A 16,789-nucleotide genomic window follows, 5' to 3' on the forward strand; every position below is an offset into this window, starting at 1 on the left:
ATGCGAGCCCTGGTGGTCTACGAATCGATGTTCGGCAACACGCGGGCGGTGGCGACCGCCATCGCCCGTGGCCTGGCGACCCGCATGGCCGTCGACGTGTTCGAGGTGGGCGCCGCGCCCGACCGGGTCGACGACGGCGTCGACCTCGTCGTGGCCGGCGGACCGACCCACGCGTTCAGCATGAGCCGCCCCAACACCCGCAAGTCGGCGGCCGACCAGGCCGACGAACCGCTGGTGTCGGCCGGACGCGGACTGCGGGACTGGCTCGACGCCGCCGGCCCGACGTTGCGCGGGCGCGCCGTCGCCACGTTCGACACCAAGATCGAGAAGGCGTACCTGCCCGGCTCCGCGGCGCGGTCCGCGCACAAACGGTTGCGCCGCCTGGGATGTCGCCCGGTCGCGCCGGCGGAGAACTTCGTCGTCCTCGGGACGGCCGGCCCGCTCGCCGACGGCGAACTGGACCGGGCCACCCGGTGGGGCGAACACCTCACCACACTCACCGACGAGCCGGCCACCGTCTGAACCACTGACGGACACGGGTCCCGCGACGGTCGTCGCGGGACCTGTCTCCGTCAGCCGAACAGTGCCGACCCGTACTTGAGCACAACCGCCAACGCGAGCACGAGCAGCCAGATGGTGACGGCGATCAGGTCGAGATCGACGTCGATGGCGGCCATCAGCGCGCGCTGCGCCCGCGCGGGCAGGTAGAGGTTGCCGTCGCGGATGTTGACGTGGGTGAGGCTCATGAACACGAACGTCGTCGACACGGTGACGAGCAGGCACCACGGGCACAGCGCGCCGATGTCGAACATGGACTCGTAGAACAGCCAGTAGGCGAAGAGCAGCCCGAGCGTGTAAATCACCTGTGCCGCGAGCATGAACCACCGCGGGAACCGGACGCCGCCCAGGCTCGCGACCGCGATGGTGATGACGACCGGCTCGGCCGCGATGCCCAGGAACGCGTTGGGGAACCCGAACAGGTGTGCCTGCCAGGAACCGGCGACGGTACCGCAGCTGATGACCGCGTTGATGTTGCACGAGAGGGTGGCGTCGGGGTCGGCGGCGAGGTTCACGGCCTCGACCGCGAGGACGAACGAGGCGAGCAGGCTCAGCACCGACGACACGAGCATCGTCCCGAAGATCCAACCGTTGCGGTGACGTATCGTCCGCAGCCTGGTCAGCACGTCCGTCACGGCCGGCCCGCCGCGGCCTCGACGGCCCGCGTCAGCGCGCCGGCCGTGTACAGGTCACCGGTGAAGGCCTTGCCGTTGATGCGCACGGTGGGCGTCCCCGACACGCCGTCGTCGACCGCGGCCGACGTCGCGGCCACGACCCACGGCTCGAACGTCCGGAGCCGGAAGCGGTCGGTGACCGGTGACGGTACGCCGACGCCCGCGGCCACCGCCGCGATCTCGTCGTCGGTCAGGCCCGGGCCGCCCTCGGCCGGCTGCCGGTCGTACAGCGCGCGGTTGACGGCCAGCACCCGGTCCGGCGCCGCGTCGGCGACCGTCGCGACCGCGTTGGCCGAACGCGTCGAGTAGCGGGTTCCGGCCGACAGGCGGTCCAGGAACGACAGCGGGTGCAGTTCGAGCCGTACGGTGCCGGCCGCGATCAGCCGATCCAGTTCGGCGGCGTTGGCCTTCTCGAACCTGCCACAGTACGGGCAGAGATAGTCGAGATAGACCGCGACGGTCACGGGTGCGTTCGCCTGCCCGGTGACGATCGCTCCGGCGGCGGTACCGGAGGACGGAACGACGACCGGGCCGGCGGACGTCGTCGTGGCGCCGGGGTCGTCACCGGCGTCGTCGGCCGCCTTGACCACACTCACCACGATCGCGACGACCAGACCGAGGATCACCACGCCACCGACGGCGAGCAGGCGCCGACGGACCCGCCGGCGCCGCTCGGCGGCGGCCAGCGCGAGACGGCGCTCGCGGGACCTGGTCCGGGATCGAGTTCCCACCTGTCGCACCTTCCTGGCGTCATGAACGCATCGGACACGTCCGCACCAGTCTCGTTCCGGCGGGCGCCAGGCACCCGGGCACAAGGTCCCGAACCGACCGGACGTTCGCCTTTTCCGGCACCGGTTCCGGCCCGACATGCTCGACGCATGAGGAAAGCCGAGGAGTTGACGACCAACAACCGCTCCGGCGATGTCCTGTCCGCCTGCCTACGCGCGGCCGCCGCCGCACCGTCCATACACAACACCCAGCCGTGGTTGTTCCGCGTCCACGGCCGTCAGGTTTCCGGCGCGGTGATCGAGGTCCGCGTCGACCGGAGCAGGCGGCTGGAGGTTCTCGACCCGGACGGCCGGGAAATGTTCGTGAGCGTCGGTGCGGCCGTGTTCAACCTGCGCGTCGCGCTCGCCGCCGCCGGCTTCGAAACGGCCGTGTACCGGACGCCGGAGAACGACCTGGACATCGCCGCCCGGATCACCGTGGGCGACGCCGAGGCGCCGTCCGGGGCCGCGCTGTCCCTGCACGCGGCGATCGCCCGCCGCCACACGAACCGGCGGCCGTTCGCCGACCGGCGGATCCCGTTCGGGACGATGGAGGAGTTGCGCGGCGCCGCCACCGCGGAGCGGGCCAGCCTGCTCGACGTCGGGCCGGACCTGCGTGGCGCCGTACTCAGCCTCACCCGTACCGCCGAGAAGCGGATGCGGTCGGACCCCGCCTACCTGCGCGAACTGGCAGCGTGGACCAACCCGTCCAGCGTCGGACGGGCCGACGGGCTGCCCCAACACGTCCTCGGCCCGCGCGACAAGGACGCGTCGCTGCCGTTGCGCGACCTGGGAATCGGCCTCGGTCTACCGACGGCTCAGGTCGAGTTCGAACCCGACCCGACGCTGGTGCTGCTGTACACGCCGGACGACACACGCGGCGACTGGGTCCGGGCGGGTAAGGCCCTGCAACGGATCTGGCTGACCGCCACCGTCCGCCGCCTGGCCCTGACCCCGATGAGCCAACTGACCGAGATCGCCGCCCTGCGCGACCTCCTGTCGGACTCGGGGACCCGGTACGTGGCCCAGATGGTCATGCGGATCGGCTATCCGCTGTCACCGGCGCTGCCGACGCCGCGCCGTCCCCTACCCGACCTGCTCGTCTGACCCCATGGACGGTGGACCATGACACAGCACACCCGCGCCGAGATCGACCAGCTGATGGAGGCCTCGCTCGCCGCGCTGCGGGCGCCGTCGATCCTCAACTCCCAGCCGTGGCGGTGGCGCACCCGCGGCCCGGACGTGGAGCTGCAGCTCGACCCGGACCGCCGCCTGCCCGGGGTCGACCCGGCCGGTCGGCTGATGATGATGAGCTGCGGCGCCGCCCTGCACCACGCGCTGGCCGCCCTGGCCGGTGCCGGGTACGCCGGTGACGTCGACCGCCTGCCCGCCGGCGCCCGACCGGACGTGGTCGCCCGCGTGCGGCTCGGCCCCGCGGTCCCGCCCGACCGCTCCGCGTCCGCGGCCATCAACCGCCGCCGAACCGACCGCCGGCCGTTCGCCGACGTCCCGCCGAGCGACCGCGACCTGAGTGCCCTCCGTGCCGCGGCCCATCGACACGGTGTCGCCCTGCAGATCCTGCGTGCCGACCAGGTGGACGCGTTCGCGGACATCGTGGCCCTGGCCGGCGCCGCGGAACGCGAGGTACCGGCGTACACGCGCGACGTCGCCGAGTGGAGCGATCGCGCACGGACCAGCGGGGACGGGGTGTCGCTCGCCGACGTGTCCGCGTCCGGCCCGTACCGGGTGCCGCCGCGCGACTTCGCGCTCGACCGCCGGCCGGGGTTGGATCCCGGCGGCGGAACCGACCGGGGCACCGTCTACGCGGTGCTCGTCACCCGTGGCGAGGACCGCGCCGACTGGCTGGCCGCCGGCGAGGCGATGTCCGACGTCTGGCTGACCCTGACCGCACGCGGCCTCGCCGCCTCCCCGATCAGCGAGGTGGTCGAGGTGCCGCAGGCCGCCGCCGCGCTCCGCCGGTTGCTCGGCTGGACCGGGCACCCGGCGATCGCGTTCCGGATCGGCCGGCCCGGTGATCCGACACCACCGCCTCCGAGCACCCGCCGCGCCGGCACCGACGTGGTCGGGCTGCCGGGCGACCCCTGAGCCGATGGCCACCACGTCCCCGGCCACCCGGAACGGGCTGTCCACCGCCGAGGCGGCCGCTCGTCGGGTGGAGACCGGTCCGAACGTCCTGCCCGAGCCGGCACCGCCGCGCCTGGCCGCGCGGGTCGGCCGCCAGGTGCGGGATCCGCTGATCCTGGTGCTGCTGGCCGCGATGGCGGTGACGGCCGCCCTGCGTGACGTGGCCGACCTCGTCGTGATCGGTCTGGTCATCGTTCTCAACACGACCGTCGGTGTCGTGCAGGAGGTCCGTGCGGACCGTGCCGTCGCGGCGCTGCGGCGGCTCGCCGCACCGACGGCCCGGGTCGTCCGGGACGGCTCGCCGGTGGTCCTTCCGGCCGCCGAGCTCGTTCCCGGCGACCTCATCCAGGTGCAGGCCGGCGACGTCGTGCCGGCCGACGCGACGCTCACCGAGGCGGTCCGGCTGACCGTGGACGAGTCGGCGCTGACCGGCGAATCGGTGCCCGTCCGCAAGAACGCCGAACCGTCCACTGTGGACGAGCTGGCGGCCGGAACCGTGGTGGCGACCGGGCGCGGCGCCGCAGTGGTCGTCCGCACCGGCCCGGACAGTGCGCTCGGCCGGATCGCGGCACTGGTCGCCGCGACCCCGCACCGCAGCACCCCGCTGCAACGGCGGCTGGCCGGCCTCGGCCGGACCCTCGCCGTGGCGACCGTGGTGCTGTCCCTCGTCGTGCTCGTCAGCGGACTTCTCCGCGGGTTGCCGCTGGCCGACATGGTGCTCGCCGCGGTGAGTCTGACGGTGGCGGCGGTACCGGAGTCCCTTCCCGCGGTCGTCACGGTCGCCCTGGCGCTCGGCGCGCGTCGCATGGCCCGCCGCCACGCGATCGTTCGCCGCCTGCCGGCCGTGGAGACCCTCGGATCGGTGACGGTCATCGCGGCCGACAAGACCGGCACCCTCACCGAGGGCGCGATGTCCGTCGAGCGGGTGGTGCTGCCCGACGGGACGACGGAGACGCTCACCGGAACCGGATACGAGCCGGTGCCCGTCGTGGATCGCCCGTCGCTTTCCGGAGTGGGTCTGGCGATGCTGCTGTGCAACGACGCCGACCTGGCCGCACCGCACGGCGACGACGGGCGGTGGAGTGCGGTCGGCGACCTGATGGAGGCCGCCCTGATCACCGCGGCCGCCCGGTGCGCGGTGCCGCCGGAGACCCGCAACGCGTATCCACGCGTCGCGGAGATCCCGTTCGACGACACCCGGCTGCGCATGACGACCGTGCATGCCCGCCCGGACGGCGGCTTCCTGGTGGCCTCCAAGGGCGCGCCGGAGCGGATGCTCGCCGCCGACGGCCCGCTCCGGATCTCCCCGGAGGTGCGGAACCGGATGCGCGCCACGGCTCACGAGCTGGGCGCCGACGGATACCGGGTACTGGCCGTCGCCACCCGCCGCACCGACGGGATCCCGCACGATCCCGAGCGGGATCTCGACCTGTTGGGTCTGGTGGCGCTCATCGACCCGGTCCGGGCCGAGGCCGGCCCGGCGGTGGCGGAGATCGGGCGCGCCGGCATCAGGCTGATGCTCGTCACCGGCGACCACCCGGCCACCGCCGCCACGATCGCCGGCCGGGTCGGCCTGCCCGCCCAACGGGTCATCACCGGAGACAGGCTCCCCGAGGGCCCGCTTCCGGCCGCGCAGGTGTTCGCCCGCATCAGGCCCGAGCAGAAGCTCAGCATCGTGCGCGCCCTGCAGCAGGCCGGTGAGGTGGTGGCGATGACCGGTGACGGCGTCAACGACGCGCCGGCGCTGCGGGCCGCGGACATCGGCGTCGCGATGGGCCGTGGCGGCACCGAGGCCGCCCGGCAGGCCGGCGACCTGGTGCTCGCCGACGACAACATCGCCACCGTCGCCGCCGCCGTCGAGGAAGGGCGGCGCATCTACACCAACATCCGCCGGTTCCTCACCTACGCGCTGTCCGGCGGACTCGCCGAGGTCGCGGTGATGCTGATCGGACCGTTCCTGGGCCTCGCCGTTCCGCTGCTTCCCGCCCAGATCCTCTGGATCAACATGCTCACGCACGGGCTGCCCGGCGTGGCGCTGGGGGCCGAACCCGCCGAACGGGCCGCGATGGACCGTCCACCACGGACACCCGACGAGGCGATCCTCGGCGACGGCCTGGCCGGCCGGGTGCTCGTCACCGGCAGCATGATCACAGCCGTCGCCCTCACCGCCGCCACCGTCGCACAGGCGAACGGACGGCCGTGGCAGTCGGTGCTGTTCACCGTCCTCGGGCTCGCCCAACTCGGGGTGGCGCTCGCCATCCGCAGGCAAGGGCGGCGCAACCACAGCCTCGACCTCGCCGTCGCGTCGTCGCTGATCCTGCAACTCGGCGGCGTGTGGCTGGAACCGTTGCGGAGCCTCCTCGGCACGGCCACCCTGTCGCTGACCGACGTCGCGCTATGCGCCGTGGCGGCCGCGGTGCCGGGACTGGCGATCGTCGTTTACACCAGGTTCGCAGCGGCGCCCCTACGTTCGGCCGAATGAGACTGCTGTACGGCATCGCCGTTCTGGTCATTGCCGCCGGCGTGACCGCGTGCACCACCGACGACGATCCCCCGGCGACCAGCGCGAGCAGCTGTCCCGGCGCGCTGGGCGCGGCGTTCGACGCGTGGGGCCGGGCCGGGTTCAGCGGCACCGTCGCCGTCTCGACGGCCGGCCGGTTCGACTGTCTCGCCGGCTACGGGTCGGCGAACGACGCCACCGGCGCGCGGAACACGGCCGACACGGTCTACGCCATCGGCTCGGTCACCAAGGCGTTCACGGCGGCGAGCGTCCTGAAGCTCGCCGACGAGCGCAAGCTCTCCCTCGACGACCGGATCGGCACGCTCGTCCCGGCGGTCACCGGTCCGGTCTCACAAGCGACGGTGCGGCAGGTGCTCCTGCACACCAGCGGCATCCGCGGCTCGATCGGCGCCGACCGCCAGCCGTTGAGCCGCGACGAGGCGATCGCCGCGATCAACCGGCTCGAACTCGCGTTCCCGCCGGGCACCGACGACGCGTACAGCAACGCCGGCTACACGCTGCTCGCGATCGTCGTCGAGGCCGTGTCCGGAAAGAGCTACCGGGACTACACGGCGTCGACGACGCTGGGTCTGGCCGGAAAAACGCTGGGTGGATTCTGGGACGGCCAGCCGGCCGCACCCGGTCCCCGCGCACTCGGGTACCTCGACGGCGGCGAGCCGGGCCCGGCCGGCGACTTCGCGGGACCGTACTGGGCGACCGACGGCAACGGCGCCCTCGCCATGACCACCCGCGAACTGGCGACCTGGACCCGAGCGCTGTTCACCGGCGCGCTGCTGTCGCCGGAGTCCACGAAGAGCGTCGCCGCGCCCGCGTTCGACGTCGGGGACGGGCGGGCGCACACGCTGGGCGGGATGGTCGTGTTCGACGCCGCTGTCTACGGGAAGCCGTTCGTGGGAATGGCCGGCGGTGGCGGCGACGTCGGCCACAACGTCGTCGCGGTGTGGATCCCCGAGCAGGACCGGGTGGTCGCGGTCGCCTCGAACCGGCCGGTGCTGACGGCGGAGAAGCTGTTGTCCGCGACGATCGCGGCACTGGTGACCGGTGCGGCGCTGCCGACCCCGTCGGCACCGGCGGGCACCGCCGATCTCGCGAAAGCGGTCGGCACGTACCGGCTCGACTCCGGCGGCACGCTGCGGGTGAGCACACCGGACAACCGCCCGACGATCACCGCGGACGGCGCCGACGCGGTCGCGGCGCTGTTCCCGCCCCGCGGGCGCTTCTCCGTCGAGGGGTTCCGCGCGCACGAGGACCGGGTGCGGGCGCTGCTGGCCGGGCAGACCAGGGAGGGCCGGGAGGAACGCGAGGCGCTCGAGGACGAGCACGGGAAGATCTCGGGCGTCACCGTCGCCGGGACGATCGTGGCCGACGGGGAGATGCGCACCTACGTCACCGTGACCTTCAAAACGAAAACCGTGCTGGGCTGGTACGCGCTGGACGACCACGGCGGCATCCAGGGGGTGGAACTGCCGACGCCGCCACCGGCGTTGGTCCTCGTCCCGGTCGGCGCCGACCGGTACCGTCCGGACGACCCGACCGGCACAGGTCCCGACGTGACGATCGGGTTCGGCACCGACCACCTGACCGTCACCACACCGGCCGGAAACCTGATCGCCCGGCGAACCGGCTGAGGAGCCCACCGTGCGCATCCTGCTCGTCGAGGACGACCACGACCTGGCCGAGATCGTCGCGCTCGGCCTGCGCAACGAGTCGTACGCGGTCGACGTCGCCGGCACGTACGCCACCGCCGAGGAACTGCTCGCGACCACGAGCTACGACGTGGCGTGCGTCGACCTGGGCCTGCCGGACGGGGACGGGCTCGACCTCGTCCGGCGGGCCGGCCGCGACGGTCACCTGCGCCGGCCCCGGCGGTGCCTCGTGCTGACCGCCCGCGACGCGGTGGCCGACCGGGTCGGCGGGCTCGACGCGGGCGCCGACGACTACCTCGTGAAGCCGTTCCACTTCGCCGAACTGCTGGCCCGGCTGCGGGCGTTGGGGCGGCGCGACGGCGAGCACGGCACGACGCTGCGGGCCGGTGAGCTGACGCTCGACCTCACCGGTCACCGCGCCTGGCGGTCCGAAAGGCCGTTGACCCTGACGGCGCGGGAGTTCTCGCTCCTGCGGTACTTCATGCACCACCCCGGGCAGGTGCTGTCGGCCGAGGATCTGCTCGAACACGTCTGGGACGCCAACGCCAACCCGTTCACCGCGTCGGTCCGGGTGATCCTGAGCCGGTTGCGGCGCAAGCTCGGCGACCCGCCGCTGATCGTGACGGTCACCGGTGTCGGTTACCAGTTGGAGGTGACGCCGTGAGGGCGTCGCTACGCGTCCGCTTGACCCTGCTGGGTTTCGTCGCGATCTACGCGCCGGTGCTGCTGGTGTTCGGCGTCGACGTCGCCACCGACGTCGACACCGACGTGGGCGCGGGCGGGATGCCCACGATCGACCACGCGTCGCAGGGCCCGTTCACGTGGACCGTCCTCGCGCTCGGCCCGGTCGCCGCAGGCCTCGCCTGGTGGTGGGCCGGCCGCGCGGTGCGCCCGATCGACCGGGTCCGGAAGGTCGCCGAGGACATCGAGGCCACCGACCTGAGCCGGCGCATCGGCCTCGACCGGGGACCGACCGAACTGGTCGCGCTCGCCGCCAGCTTCGACGCGATGCTGGCCCGGCTCGACGACGCCGCCGAGACGCAGCGGCGGCTGATCGAGGAGGCCAGCCACGAGCTGCGGGTGCCGCTGGCCGTGCTGATGAGCAACGCCGAGGTGCTGCTCGCGCACCCCCGGCCGACCCTGGAGGTGTACCGGGCCGGGCTGGAGCGCACCCGCACCGCCGCCGTACGGCTCCAGACCACGATCGAGGAACTGCTGGTGGACGCGCGCGGCCGCGCCCGGCGGATGACGCGGGCGCCCGCCGACGTCGCGGCACTGGTCCACGACGTCGTGGCCGACGCGGCCGGGCTCGCCGAGGCGAACGGTATCCGGCTGACCGCACCGGCCGACCCGTCCCCGGCGGTCTGCCCGGTCGACGAGCCGACGGTGCGGCGGGCGATCGCGAACCTCGTCGACAACGCCGTCCGTTACGCCCCGGCGGGCTCGGCCGTCGACGTGGCCATCGAGACGACCGACGACGAGGTGGCTGTCGTGGTCACCGACCACGGCCCCGGCATCCCACCCGACCAGCAGGACCGGGTGTTCCAACGGTTCTGGCGCGGGCGCGCCGACACCCGGGGCACCGGCCTCGGCCTGCCCATCGCCAACCAGGTGGCGCTGGCGCACGGTGGCGAACTGACGCTCCGCTCGCCAGGCCCGGCCGGCGACGGGTGCGTCTTCCGGCTTTCCCTGCGCCGCTGACGGCGACTCACGTCGCGTGGACCGTCGACGCCGCCACCGACACCGGCGTGGGCGGCTCGCCCGCTGGGGTCGAAGGGGTTCACGCCAACCGATGGCCCAACCGGCACCCAACTGCCGGTGGGCGGGTACCCAACTGACCCCAACTGACCCAACCGGTCGCGGATCCAGTTGGGTCAGTTGGGTAGTTGGGTGCTCAACGGGCAGGCCCGACCCCCCGGTCACAGACCGGTTGAGCCATGAACCGGCCGGCGGTCACCTGGTCGGGCGCCAGCACCGGTAGGTGACCGGTGCGGTCCCGGCCGGTCGACCCGCGTGACCGGTACCGCGGTCGGCGGGCGCGCCGGTCACCGGACCGGTTCCGTGACCGGTCCCGGCGGTACCGGCGGCGGCCTGGGCGGTATCGCGGCGGTCCCGTGGCGGTCCTGCCGCGGTACCGCCAAGCGACGGTCCGGGTGGGAACCGGTACCGGACCGCGGTTCGGCCGGACCGGCTCCTGCCCGGTCATTGCCGCACCGGTACCGGCGTCGGACCGGCGGTGAAGGCGGCGACGACGTCGTCCCGGTAGTCGGTCCACGCCGGGTAGAGGTAGTGGTCGCAGGAATCGGCGTGCACCCGGCCCGACCGCCAGAGCAGATTCAGGTGCTGGGACTCCCCGTGCGTCCACCCGCACGGCCGCACCGCGACGCCCTCGGCCGGCCGCAGCACGGCTGCCCGGTCCAGCAGCTGGCGTCGCCGGTGCGGTTCCGCCTCGGCGAACCGGTCGAACGACCCACGGCAGCACGACGCAGGCGGCGCCGTCGATGATCGCGACCGTGTCGCCGACCGCGACCCCGGCACCCGCACCGGCAGACCCCCATCCGCCAGCGCCACCACGGCCCGGTGCTGACGCCAGGCATCCTCATGCGGTCACATCGAGGATTACCACAAGCCGGGCTCGCAACCAGCCGCCACTCAACTGACCAGTTGGGTGACCGTTGGTCGTTGACCGATACGCCGCCGCTCCGGGCACCTAACCCGCGGCGCCAGTTGGGCCCAGTTAGGCCCAGTTGGGTCCAGTTGGACCCCGGTTGGGTGCGGGCCGCTGAGTTGGGTGCCCAACCGGAGCCCTTGGTGGACGAAGTGTGAACACCGAACCGCAATCCGTCTGCCGACCGTCGCCGGCATCGCCGGCGAGACGGTCACGGCGTCGGCATCCGCCGCTGTGGCCGCAAGCCCGCCGCATGCGGTCAATGACCTGCCCACGGTGATCGGAAACATGACGCCGCGGTCACCACCCTGTTCTTGATCATCGGCGGCGCCCGGCACCTGATGGCCGACGACGATCCGTCCGAGGTCGAACGCGCCAAAGGCGCGCTGAAGCCGGCGATCGTCCGTATTCGCCTGCGCCTGGCAGGCCGCCACCGCCCGCGCCCACCGCCCCAACCCGAACGCCGCGACGCCATCTGCTACACCGACGAAGCCCAATCGACGAAGCCCACAACGTCCTCACCCTCGCCGGCTCCGTCACCGACATGCTCGCCGAAGCCCGCGGCTACGCCCCCGAACAAGATCTACTTTGCCTGCTCCCCCGAGGACGCAACCCAACTAGCCACACCCAACCCGAACTCGACAGCCACGACCTCGCCCACCTCGGACGCCTACACCCCGCCGTGCGCCTCGTCGTGTCCGCCCGGCAGACCACCGCATTCACCATGTGCACCTGGCATGCGCTTCTGATCGTCGGCGAAGCGTGACTGCCGCGCAGACACGGACGGCGACGGACGCGGCAAAGGCCGGGCCGAAACCCGGAAGGCCTCCACCGAGCACCGGCCGAGGCCGTAAGGGGGAGGTACCTACCGGCACACATCCGATCCGGCCATCACCGCTTTCACTGTCGTCAGGCACCGGCCGGCACCCCGGATTCGCTGCGTGCGATGTCCTGCCGGCTGCAGCCGCGCGACTACGTGCCGGCCGATCTTCTCAATGAGCACCGCATGCTCACCACCGCTCAGATCTCGGCGACCGGCGAGTCTGCCGCGAGAGCATTAACGCGCCCAGCGGCCGATCGCCCGGGCGGTGCCGACCAGGCACTGCACCTCGACCGGAAACCCCGCCAGCGCGTGTCCGGTCAACCGCAGGTGACCCTCCAGGCATACCAGGGTGTTCCGTCGCGGCCCGGTCAGGATGAGCGGCGCGAAACGATCCCCTCGCCGGACGGCACGAGCGGCCGCGACAAATCTGTGGTTCGACACGTCGAATGCGCGCATCCCTGCCTGGATGCGGTCGGCGGCATCGCGAGGCAGTCGGCTGCCGCCCGACAACTCATTCCAGTACGGGTAGTCGATGTAGCGCACTCGCGCCAGCTCGTCCGGTGTCAACACCGCCCGGACCCAGCGAACGCGAGCGGGAAAGTCCTTGAACAGATCACGGTTCTCGCCGTAGCCGCGGGTGGCCGCCAGCAGGCCCCGTCGTGCCCGGTTCGCATCGGGGTCGGCCGGGTCTGCCTCCGTCAGCAGGTGCTCGGACTCACCGGCGGCCGCCAGTGCCCGTCGGATCCCCGCACCGAACCTTGGACTTGTCAGCTCGCCGAGCAGGAAGCAGGCGACCATTTCGTCTTCGCTGCTGTCGCTGATGATCCGCACGTCGGCCATTATCAGCCTCGCCGGTGGTGCGTACCGGCTCGCCCTTGATCGACGTGCTCGGCGGCGACGTCGTTCTCGACGCCGCCCTGACGACCGGAACCACGGTGACGGTGACCCTCCCGACCCGTGGTCCGTCATGGTGAATGGAGCGCCTTGGCCGTCGGCGAGGGTGGCACGGTCTGCGGGTCGGCATAGGTGCCCAGGATCCGGTCGGCGGTGCCGGCGGTGGTGACGGTGAACCAGTAGTGCTCGTTGCGGTAGTGGTGCAGGCGGTGGTTTCGCCAGACCGCGCGGTAGAGCCGGGTACGTGGGCGGTAGTCGCTGTGGATGAGGTAGTGCGTCCACTCGTAGCACAGGCCCAGCGCGCCGAGCACGACGAGGAAGGTCAGGCCGAGCGCGAGGCGCGGGAAGGCCAACAGGCCGACGGCGGTGAACGCCGCGAGCACCCACAGCAGCGCCTGCCACGGGATGAACACCAGCGGCACGTCGCGTGGATCGGCGTGGTGCTCGCGGTGCTTGCGCGCCAACAGCGGGTCGATGGTGAAGCGACCCCACCGTTTGGGGCGCCAGTGCAGAATCGCGGTGTGCACCGTCCACTCGGAGAACGGGAACGCGGCCACCATCAGCAGCGGTAGCCAGGCGTCGCTGAGCTGCCAGTCACCGGCGACGACGCGAGCGGTCGTGGCCGCGACGAACACGGCGCCGATGAGCCACGGCGAGGGGTGCCCGACGAAGTCGACGGCGGCCCGCGTGAGCGTGAACCCCCGGCGGCGCCGGCCCGCGAGGATCGCCTCGTCGGCCTGGACTCTCAACTCCGGTGTCATCGGTGAGCCTCCAATTGGTCGATGGCGTCCAGCAGAGCGGCGGTGGACGGCGTGAGGAGCTCGGCTGCGCGGCGGCGGGCCCGGCCAGGATCACCGGAAATGACCGCCCGGGCGAGCGCGCGGTGCCGCCCGGGATCCTCGGTCAGCACGGTGGCCAACGCGTCGAGCACGGGTTCGTACGCGACCCGCAGGCTGTTGAACATCAGCCTGAACACGATCGAACCGGTCCCGTCCACGAGCACGTCCCAGAACGCCAGTGCTCTGCGCTGCCGGTCCACCGGGTCGGCGATGTCGTCGAGCGCAGCGACGAGGTCATCCAGCGCTGGCCCGAGCGTCGGACCCGACCGCTCGGCGGCGAGTGCGGCGATCTCGGGTCCGATCCGCTGTCGAGCGTCCGCAATGGACCGGGCCACGGACAGGTCCACCCGGCCACCGGCGGACAGCAGTTGCGCGAGCAGGTTGAGCCCGCCGTGCCGCTTGAAGTCGCGCACCGTCGTCGAGCCGCCCTGGCGCACTTCCACCAGGCCGGCGCTCGCCAGCCGTTGCAGCGCCTCGCGCACGATGGGCCGCGACACGCCCAGCACCTCGGCCAGGCGACGTTCGCTGAGCAGAGCTTCACCCGCTGCCAGCCCACCACCGACGATGTTCGCCGTCAGCTGGTCGAACACCTCGTCGCACGCCGACTTCTTCGCCACCGCCCGCAGATCCACAGCACTCAATGTGCCACCGGTCCGGTCAAGTGGTCAAGTGGTCAGACCACACGTTCGTGTGCCCCAACCGTGTGCCGGTCAGCGGGCGTGGCTGGCCCTTCTTTCACGCCGCGTGGTGGGCGGAGACGCGGCACAGGTCACGGACGGTCAGTGTCCGTCCGCGTTCGAGCCGGGTCGCCAGCGCGAGGAACAGTTGGGCGGTGGTGAACGCGTCGCCCAGCGCGTGGTGCGGGGTGTACACCGGCAGGCCGATCCCGCGGGCGGCCGTCTCCAGGTTCGGCTCCGTCCCGCTGTCGGACCCGGCGAGGCGGCACGCCCGCAGCAGCGCCGCCGTGTCGACGACGGCGCGACCGAGCCGGCGGCCGCGCGGGCGCAGCGCCCGGTCGAGGAACGCCCGCTCCACCCAGGCCGCGTGCGCGACCGGGACCCGGCCGGACAACAGGTCGATCACCTCGTCGATCACCTCGTCGAGGACCGGCGCGCCGGTGAGGTCGGCGGCGCGCAGGCCGTGGACGGTCAACGCCGCCACCGACACCGGACGGCTCGGACGCACCTCGCGGTAGACCGACCGCCCGCACGGGATCCGTCCGCCGACCACGAGCGCGACGCCGAAGGAGACGATGTCGTCACGGCTCAGGTCGAGCCCGGTCGTCTCCACGTCGAGAACACAGAACTCGGCTTCCCGCCAGGGCATGCGCGGATCCGGTCCGGGCAGCCGCCGACGCCGTCTCATCGAACGTCTTCTCATCATGCGGAGACGATCGGCTCGGCCCGCGCGATCCAGTCCCGGTCGATCCGGTTCTGGATCAGGGCGACGGCGCGGAACGACTCCCGCAGGTGCCGTCGGGTGAGCAGGTCGAGATCACGCGGGTCGATGTACGTCGACACCGTGCCTCCCGTTCGCATCGCGGCAACCTCATGGTTCAGCAGCACCGAGTAGGCGTCGCCGAAGCCGCCCGCCAACGTGTCCGCCTCGTCGGCGCTGAGCAGGCCGGTCTCGGCACCGCGGCGCAGCCGGTCGGGTGTCGTGCCGCTGGCGTCGCCGCTGACGACCGCGATCCACCGGGCCAGCCCGACGACCGGCATCAGGCCACCGGCCTTGAGATCGAGCTGGCCGCGGTGCTCACCGGTGTGGTGGACGACGAAGTCGCGGACGAATCCGGTCGGTGGCCGCCACGCCAGTGCCTCGTCGAGCAGCGCGCGGAGGAACTGGGTGGTGCGGGTGTGCGAGCGGATCCGGTCCGTCAGCGCCCGGCCCAGCGACGGCTCGGTCAGCGGCCGGCTGTCGGCGACCATGGCCGAGAGCAGTAACGCGTTGTCAGTGGTCGGGTCGTGCTGCCAGTGCCGGGCCGCCTCGATCCAGCCCGACCGCGACCGGCTGAACAGCGGGTTGTGGGCGTTGGCGCCGTTGACGCACAGGGTGAGCCCGCAGCGTTGGATGTCGCGGAGTACCTCGCGCGCCGCGGGCCGGATCGCCGCCGGGTCCGCCGCCGGGTCCGCCCAGACGAGCGCGGTGTCCACATCGGACAGTGGCAGCGGTTCGCGACGTGCCAGCGACCCGAGCACCACCCACGACATGCGCATCCCGTCGAGGACGGGATCACGGTGCAGCTCCAGCACGCGACGCACGATCGCGTCGACCACCGCGGCGTGCACCGCGCCGATGCGGACCGCCGGGACCCCGTCGTCGCACAGGTCGACGATCGTCGCCGGCAGCAGGCGGGCGGCGTCGGCGAGCTCGTCGATCGTCGTGGCGTTCTCGACCGCCGCGCGGACCAGGATCGGGTCGCGGAGCTCCGCACCGGCCAGGTCGACCACCCGCACGATACCGACGGGCGCGCCGGCATCGGTGACCACGAGGTGGTGCACCCCGTGCTCGACCATGCGCACCAGGGCCGCCGCCCGCGACGCGGCCACCTCGACGGTGAGCGCGGGGACGGTCGCGAGCTCGCCGATCGGTGCGTCGGAACCGATCCGGCCCGTGGCCACCTGACGGCGGAAGTCGTAGTCGGTGACGATCCCGAGCCCCCGCGCGGTGCGCACCAACGCGCACGAATGTCCGGCGGTGCCGATCCGCTCCGCCACGGTCCGGACCGGATCCGCCGCCGTGGCCCAGACGATCGGACGCATCACCTGTTCCAACCGCCGGTCGGTGACGACCGCGTCGGCGCCGGTGAGCCGGGACCGTCCGGGCTTCGCGTGGACGGCCGCGAACCGCAGCAGGTCGGGCCGGTCGAGATAGGTGCGGGGATCGGGGATCCGCAGCAGCAGGCTCTCCTCGTGGACGCGCACCAGCAGGCGCGGCGGCAGCCCGGCCAGCAGCCACAGGTGACCGAACATGTCACCCGGCCCGAGCAGGTCGACGATCCGCCCCCGGTCGAGCACCTCCAGCGCGCCGGTGCGCACCACCCAGAGATGCTCCACCCGCTCGACGTCCTCGGCGACGACCACCGCGCCGGCCGCGAAGTACTCCACCTCCACCCGCCCCACCAGCCGGTCGAGGTCCGCCTCCGGCAGGGCGTCGAACGGCGGCTGGCCGGCGAGAAAGTCGGCGATCTGCTGCACCCGTCACCTCCGTCCGCCGAACATCGCCAGCCTCCGCCCGGACCCCGACCGCCGGCA

At 72.7% G+C, this 16,789-nt stretch carries 16 protein-coding genes; 8 read left to right on the forward strand and 8 right to left on the reverse strand.

What is annotated here, in order from left to right; all coding sequences use genetic code 11:
* The gene (locus Vau01_RS11015) at positions 1–522 is read left to right on the forward strand and encodes a flavodoxin family protein (RefSeq protein ID WP_203990221.1); all 522 of its coding nucleotides are present in this window, start codon (positions 1–3) and stop codon (positions 520–522) included.
* A gap of 50 nt (positions 523–572) precedes the next feature.
* Here the strand turns inward: Vau01_RS11015 and Vau01_RS11020 are convergent, their stop codons facing one another.
* Together Vau01_RS11020 and Vau01_RS11025 are read right to left on the reverse strand one after the other, a co-directional pair.
* Entirely contained in the window at positions 573–1,193 is a 621-nt protein-coding gene (locus Vau01_RS11020) for a vitamin K epoxide reductase family protein (RefSeq protein WP_203990230.1), read from the reverse strand.
* Positions 1,190–1,963: a DsbA family protein gene (locus Vau01_RS11025; protein WP_203990231.1), complete on the reverse strand. Its 774-nt coding sequence runs from the start codon at positions 1,961–1,963 to the stop codon at positions 1,190–1,192. The genes Vau01_RS11020 and Vau01_RS11025 overlap by 4 nt, the downstream gene beginning before the upstream one ends.
* A 147-nt stretch (positions 1,964–2,110) precedes the next feature.
* Between Vau01_RS11025 and Vau01_RS11030 the strand changes: the two genes are divergently transcribed.
* From Vau01_RS11030 to Vau01_RS11055, 6 genes are read left to right on the forward strand one after another with little or no spacing between them, the layout of a single operon-like run.
* Positions 2,111–3,106: an Acg family FMN-binding oxidoreductase gene (locus tag Vau01_RS11030; RefSeq protein WP_203990240.1), complete on the forward strand. Its 996-nt coding sequence runs from the start codon at positions 2,111–2,113 to the stop codon at positions 3,104–3,106.
* Positions 3,107–3,124: 18 nt separating this feature from the next.
* A complete protein-coding gene (locus Vau01_RS11035; RefSeq protein WP_203990250.1) occupies positions 3,125–4,105 on the forward strand; it encodes an Acg family FMN-binding oxidoreductase in 981 nt (326 codons plus the stop codon).
* 4 nt (positions 4,106–4,109) lie between these two features.
* Complete coding sequence (locus Vau01_RS11040; protein ID WP_203990252.1) at positions 4,110–6,626, forward strand: cation-translocating P-type ATPase; 2,517 nt, start codon at positions 4,110–4,112, stop codon at positions 6,624–6,626.
* On the forward strand, positions 6,623–8,293 hold the full coding sequence (locus Vau01_RS11045) for a serine hydrolase domain-containing protein (RefSeq protein WP_203990254.1): 1,671 nt from the start codon (positions 6,623–6,625) through the stop codon (positions 8,291–8,293). Before Vau01_RS11040 ends, Vau01_RS11045 begins: the two co-directional genes overlap by 4 nt.
* Positions 8,294–8,303: 10 nt before the next feature.
* The gene (locus Vau01_RS11050) at positions 8,304–8,975 is read left to right on the forward strand and encodes a response regulator transcription factor (protein WP_203990256.1); all 672 of its coding nucleotides are present in this window, start codon (positions 8,304–8,306) and stop codon (positions 8,973–8,975) included.
* Positions 8,972–10,012, forward strand: coding sequence for a HAMP domain-containing sensor histidine kinase (locus Vau01_RS11055; RefSeq protein WP_203990258.1), 1,041 nt, complete (start codon positions 8,972–8,974; stop codon positions 10,010–10,012). Before Vau01_RS11050 ends, Vau01_RS11055 begins: the two co-directional genes overlap by 4 nt.
* A gap of 501 nt (positions 10,013–10,513) precedes the next feature.
* Here Vau01_RS11055 and Vau01_RS11060 read toward each other — a convergent pair.
* On the reverse strand, positions 10,514–10,885 hold the full coding sequence (locus tag Vau01_RS11060) for a hypothetical protein (protein WP_203990260.1): 372 nt from the start codon (positions 10,883–10,885) through the stop codon (positions 10,514–10,516).
* Between the two features lie 638 nt (positions 10,886–11,523).
* On the opposite strand from Vau01_RS11060, the gene Vau01_RS11065 reads away from it, so the two are divergent.
* Positions 11,524–11,745: a hypothetical protein gene (locus tag Vau01_RS11065; protein ID WP_203990262.1), complete on the forward strand. Its 222-nt coding sequence runs from the start codon at positions 11,524–11,526 to the stop codon at positions 11,743–11,745.
* 291 nt (positions 11,746–12,036) lie between these two features.
* Here Vau01_RS11065 and Vau01_RS11070 read toward each other — a convergent pair whose 3' ends face one another.
* The 5 genes from Vau01_RS11070 to Vau01_RS11090 form a co-directional block, all read right to left on the reverse strand.
* A complete protein-coding gene (locus tag Vau01_RS11070) occupies positions 12,037–12,633 on the reverse strand; it encodes a hypothetical protein (RefSeq protein ID WP_203990264.1) in 597 nt (198 codons plus the stop codon).
* Positions 12,634–12,767: 134 nt separating this feature from the next.
* Positions 12,768–13,457, reverse strand: a complete 690-nt coding sequence (locus Vau01_RS11075; RefSeq protein ID WP_203990266.1) for a sterol desaturase family protein — start codon at positions 13,455–13,457, stop codon at positions 12,768–12,770.
* Complete coding sequence (locus tag Vau01_RS11080) at positions 13,454–14,167, reverse strand: FadR/GntR family transcriptional regulator (RefSeq protein WP_203991039.1); 714 nt, start codon at positions 14,165–14,167, stop codon at positions 13,454–13,456. Before Vau01_RS11080 ends, Vau01_RS11075 begins: the two co-directional genes overlap by 4 nt.
* Before the next feature lie 103 nt (positions 14,168–14,270).
* Entirely contained in the window at positions 14,271–14,900 is a 630-nt protein-coding gene (locus Vau01_RS11085) for a 3'-5' exonuclease (protein WP_203990268.1), read from the reverse strand.
* 14 nt (positions 14,901–14,914) lie between these two features.
* Positions 14,915–16,732 (reverse strand): putative nucleotidyltransferase substrate binding domain-containing protein, encoded by a 1,818-nt coding sequence (locus Vau01_RS11090; RefSeq protein ID WP_203990270.1) that lies wholly within the window; start codon positions 16,730–16,732, stop codon positions 14,915–14,917.
* Positions 16,733–16,789: the final 57 nt, after the last annotated feature.

This window comes from Virgisporangium aurantiacum (assembly GCF_016863635.1).
GTDB classification, from domain to species: Bacteria; Actinomycetota; Actinomycetes; order Mycobacteriales; family Micromonosporaceae; genus Virgisporangium; species Virgisporangium aurantiacum.

What these genes read in the sequence shown, in the direction of transcription:
- Vau01_RS11045 (WP_203990254.1), top strand. Translation starts at nt 6,623, where the DNA reads ATGAGACTGCTGTACGGCATCGCCGTTCTGGTCATTGCCGCCGGCGTG.
- Vau01_RS11085 (WP_203990268.1), bottom strand. Translation starts at nt 14,900, where the DNA reads ATGAGACGGCGTCGGCGGCTGCCCGGACCGGATCCGCGCATGCCCTGG.
- Vau01_RS11015 (WP_203990221.1), top strand. Translation starts at nt 1, where the DNA reads ATGCGAGCCCTGGTGGTCTACGAATCGATGTTCGGCAACACGCGGGCG.
- Vau01_RS11035 (WP_203990250.1), top strand. Translation starts at nt 3,125, where the DNA reads ATGACACAGCACACCCGCGCCGAGATCGACCAGCTGATGGAGGCCTCG.
- Vau01_RS11030 (WP_203990240.1), top strand. Translation starts at nt 2,111, where the DNA reads ATGAGGAAAGCCGAGGAGTTGACGACCAACAACCGCTCCGGCGATGTC.
- Vau01_RS11075 (WP_203990266.1), bottom strand. Translation starts at nt 13,457, where the DNA reads ATGACACCGGAGTTGAGAGTCCAGGCCGACGAGGCGATCCTCGCGGGC.
- Vau01_RS11065 (WP_203990262.1), top strand. Translation starts at nt 11,524, where the DNA reads ATGCTCGCCGAAGCCCGCGGCTACGCCCCCGAACAAGATCTACTTTGC.
- Vau01_RS11040 (WP_203990252.1), top strand. Translation starts at nt 4,110, where the DNA reads ATGGCCACCACGTCCCCGGCCACCCGGAACGGGCTGTCCACCGCCGAG.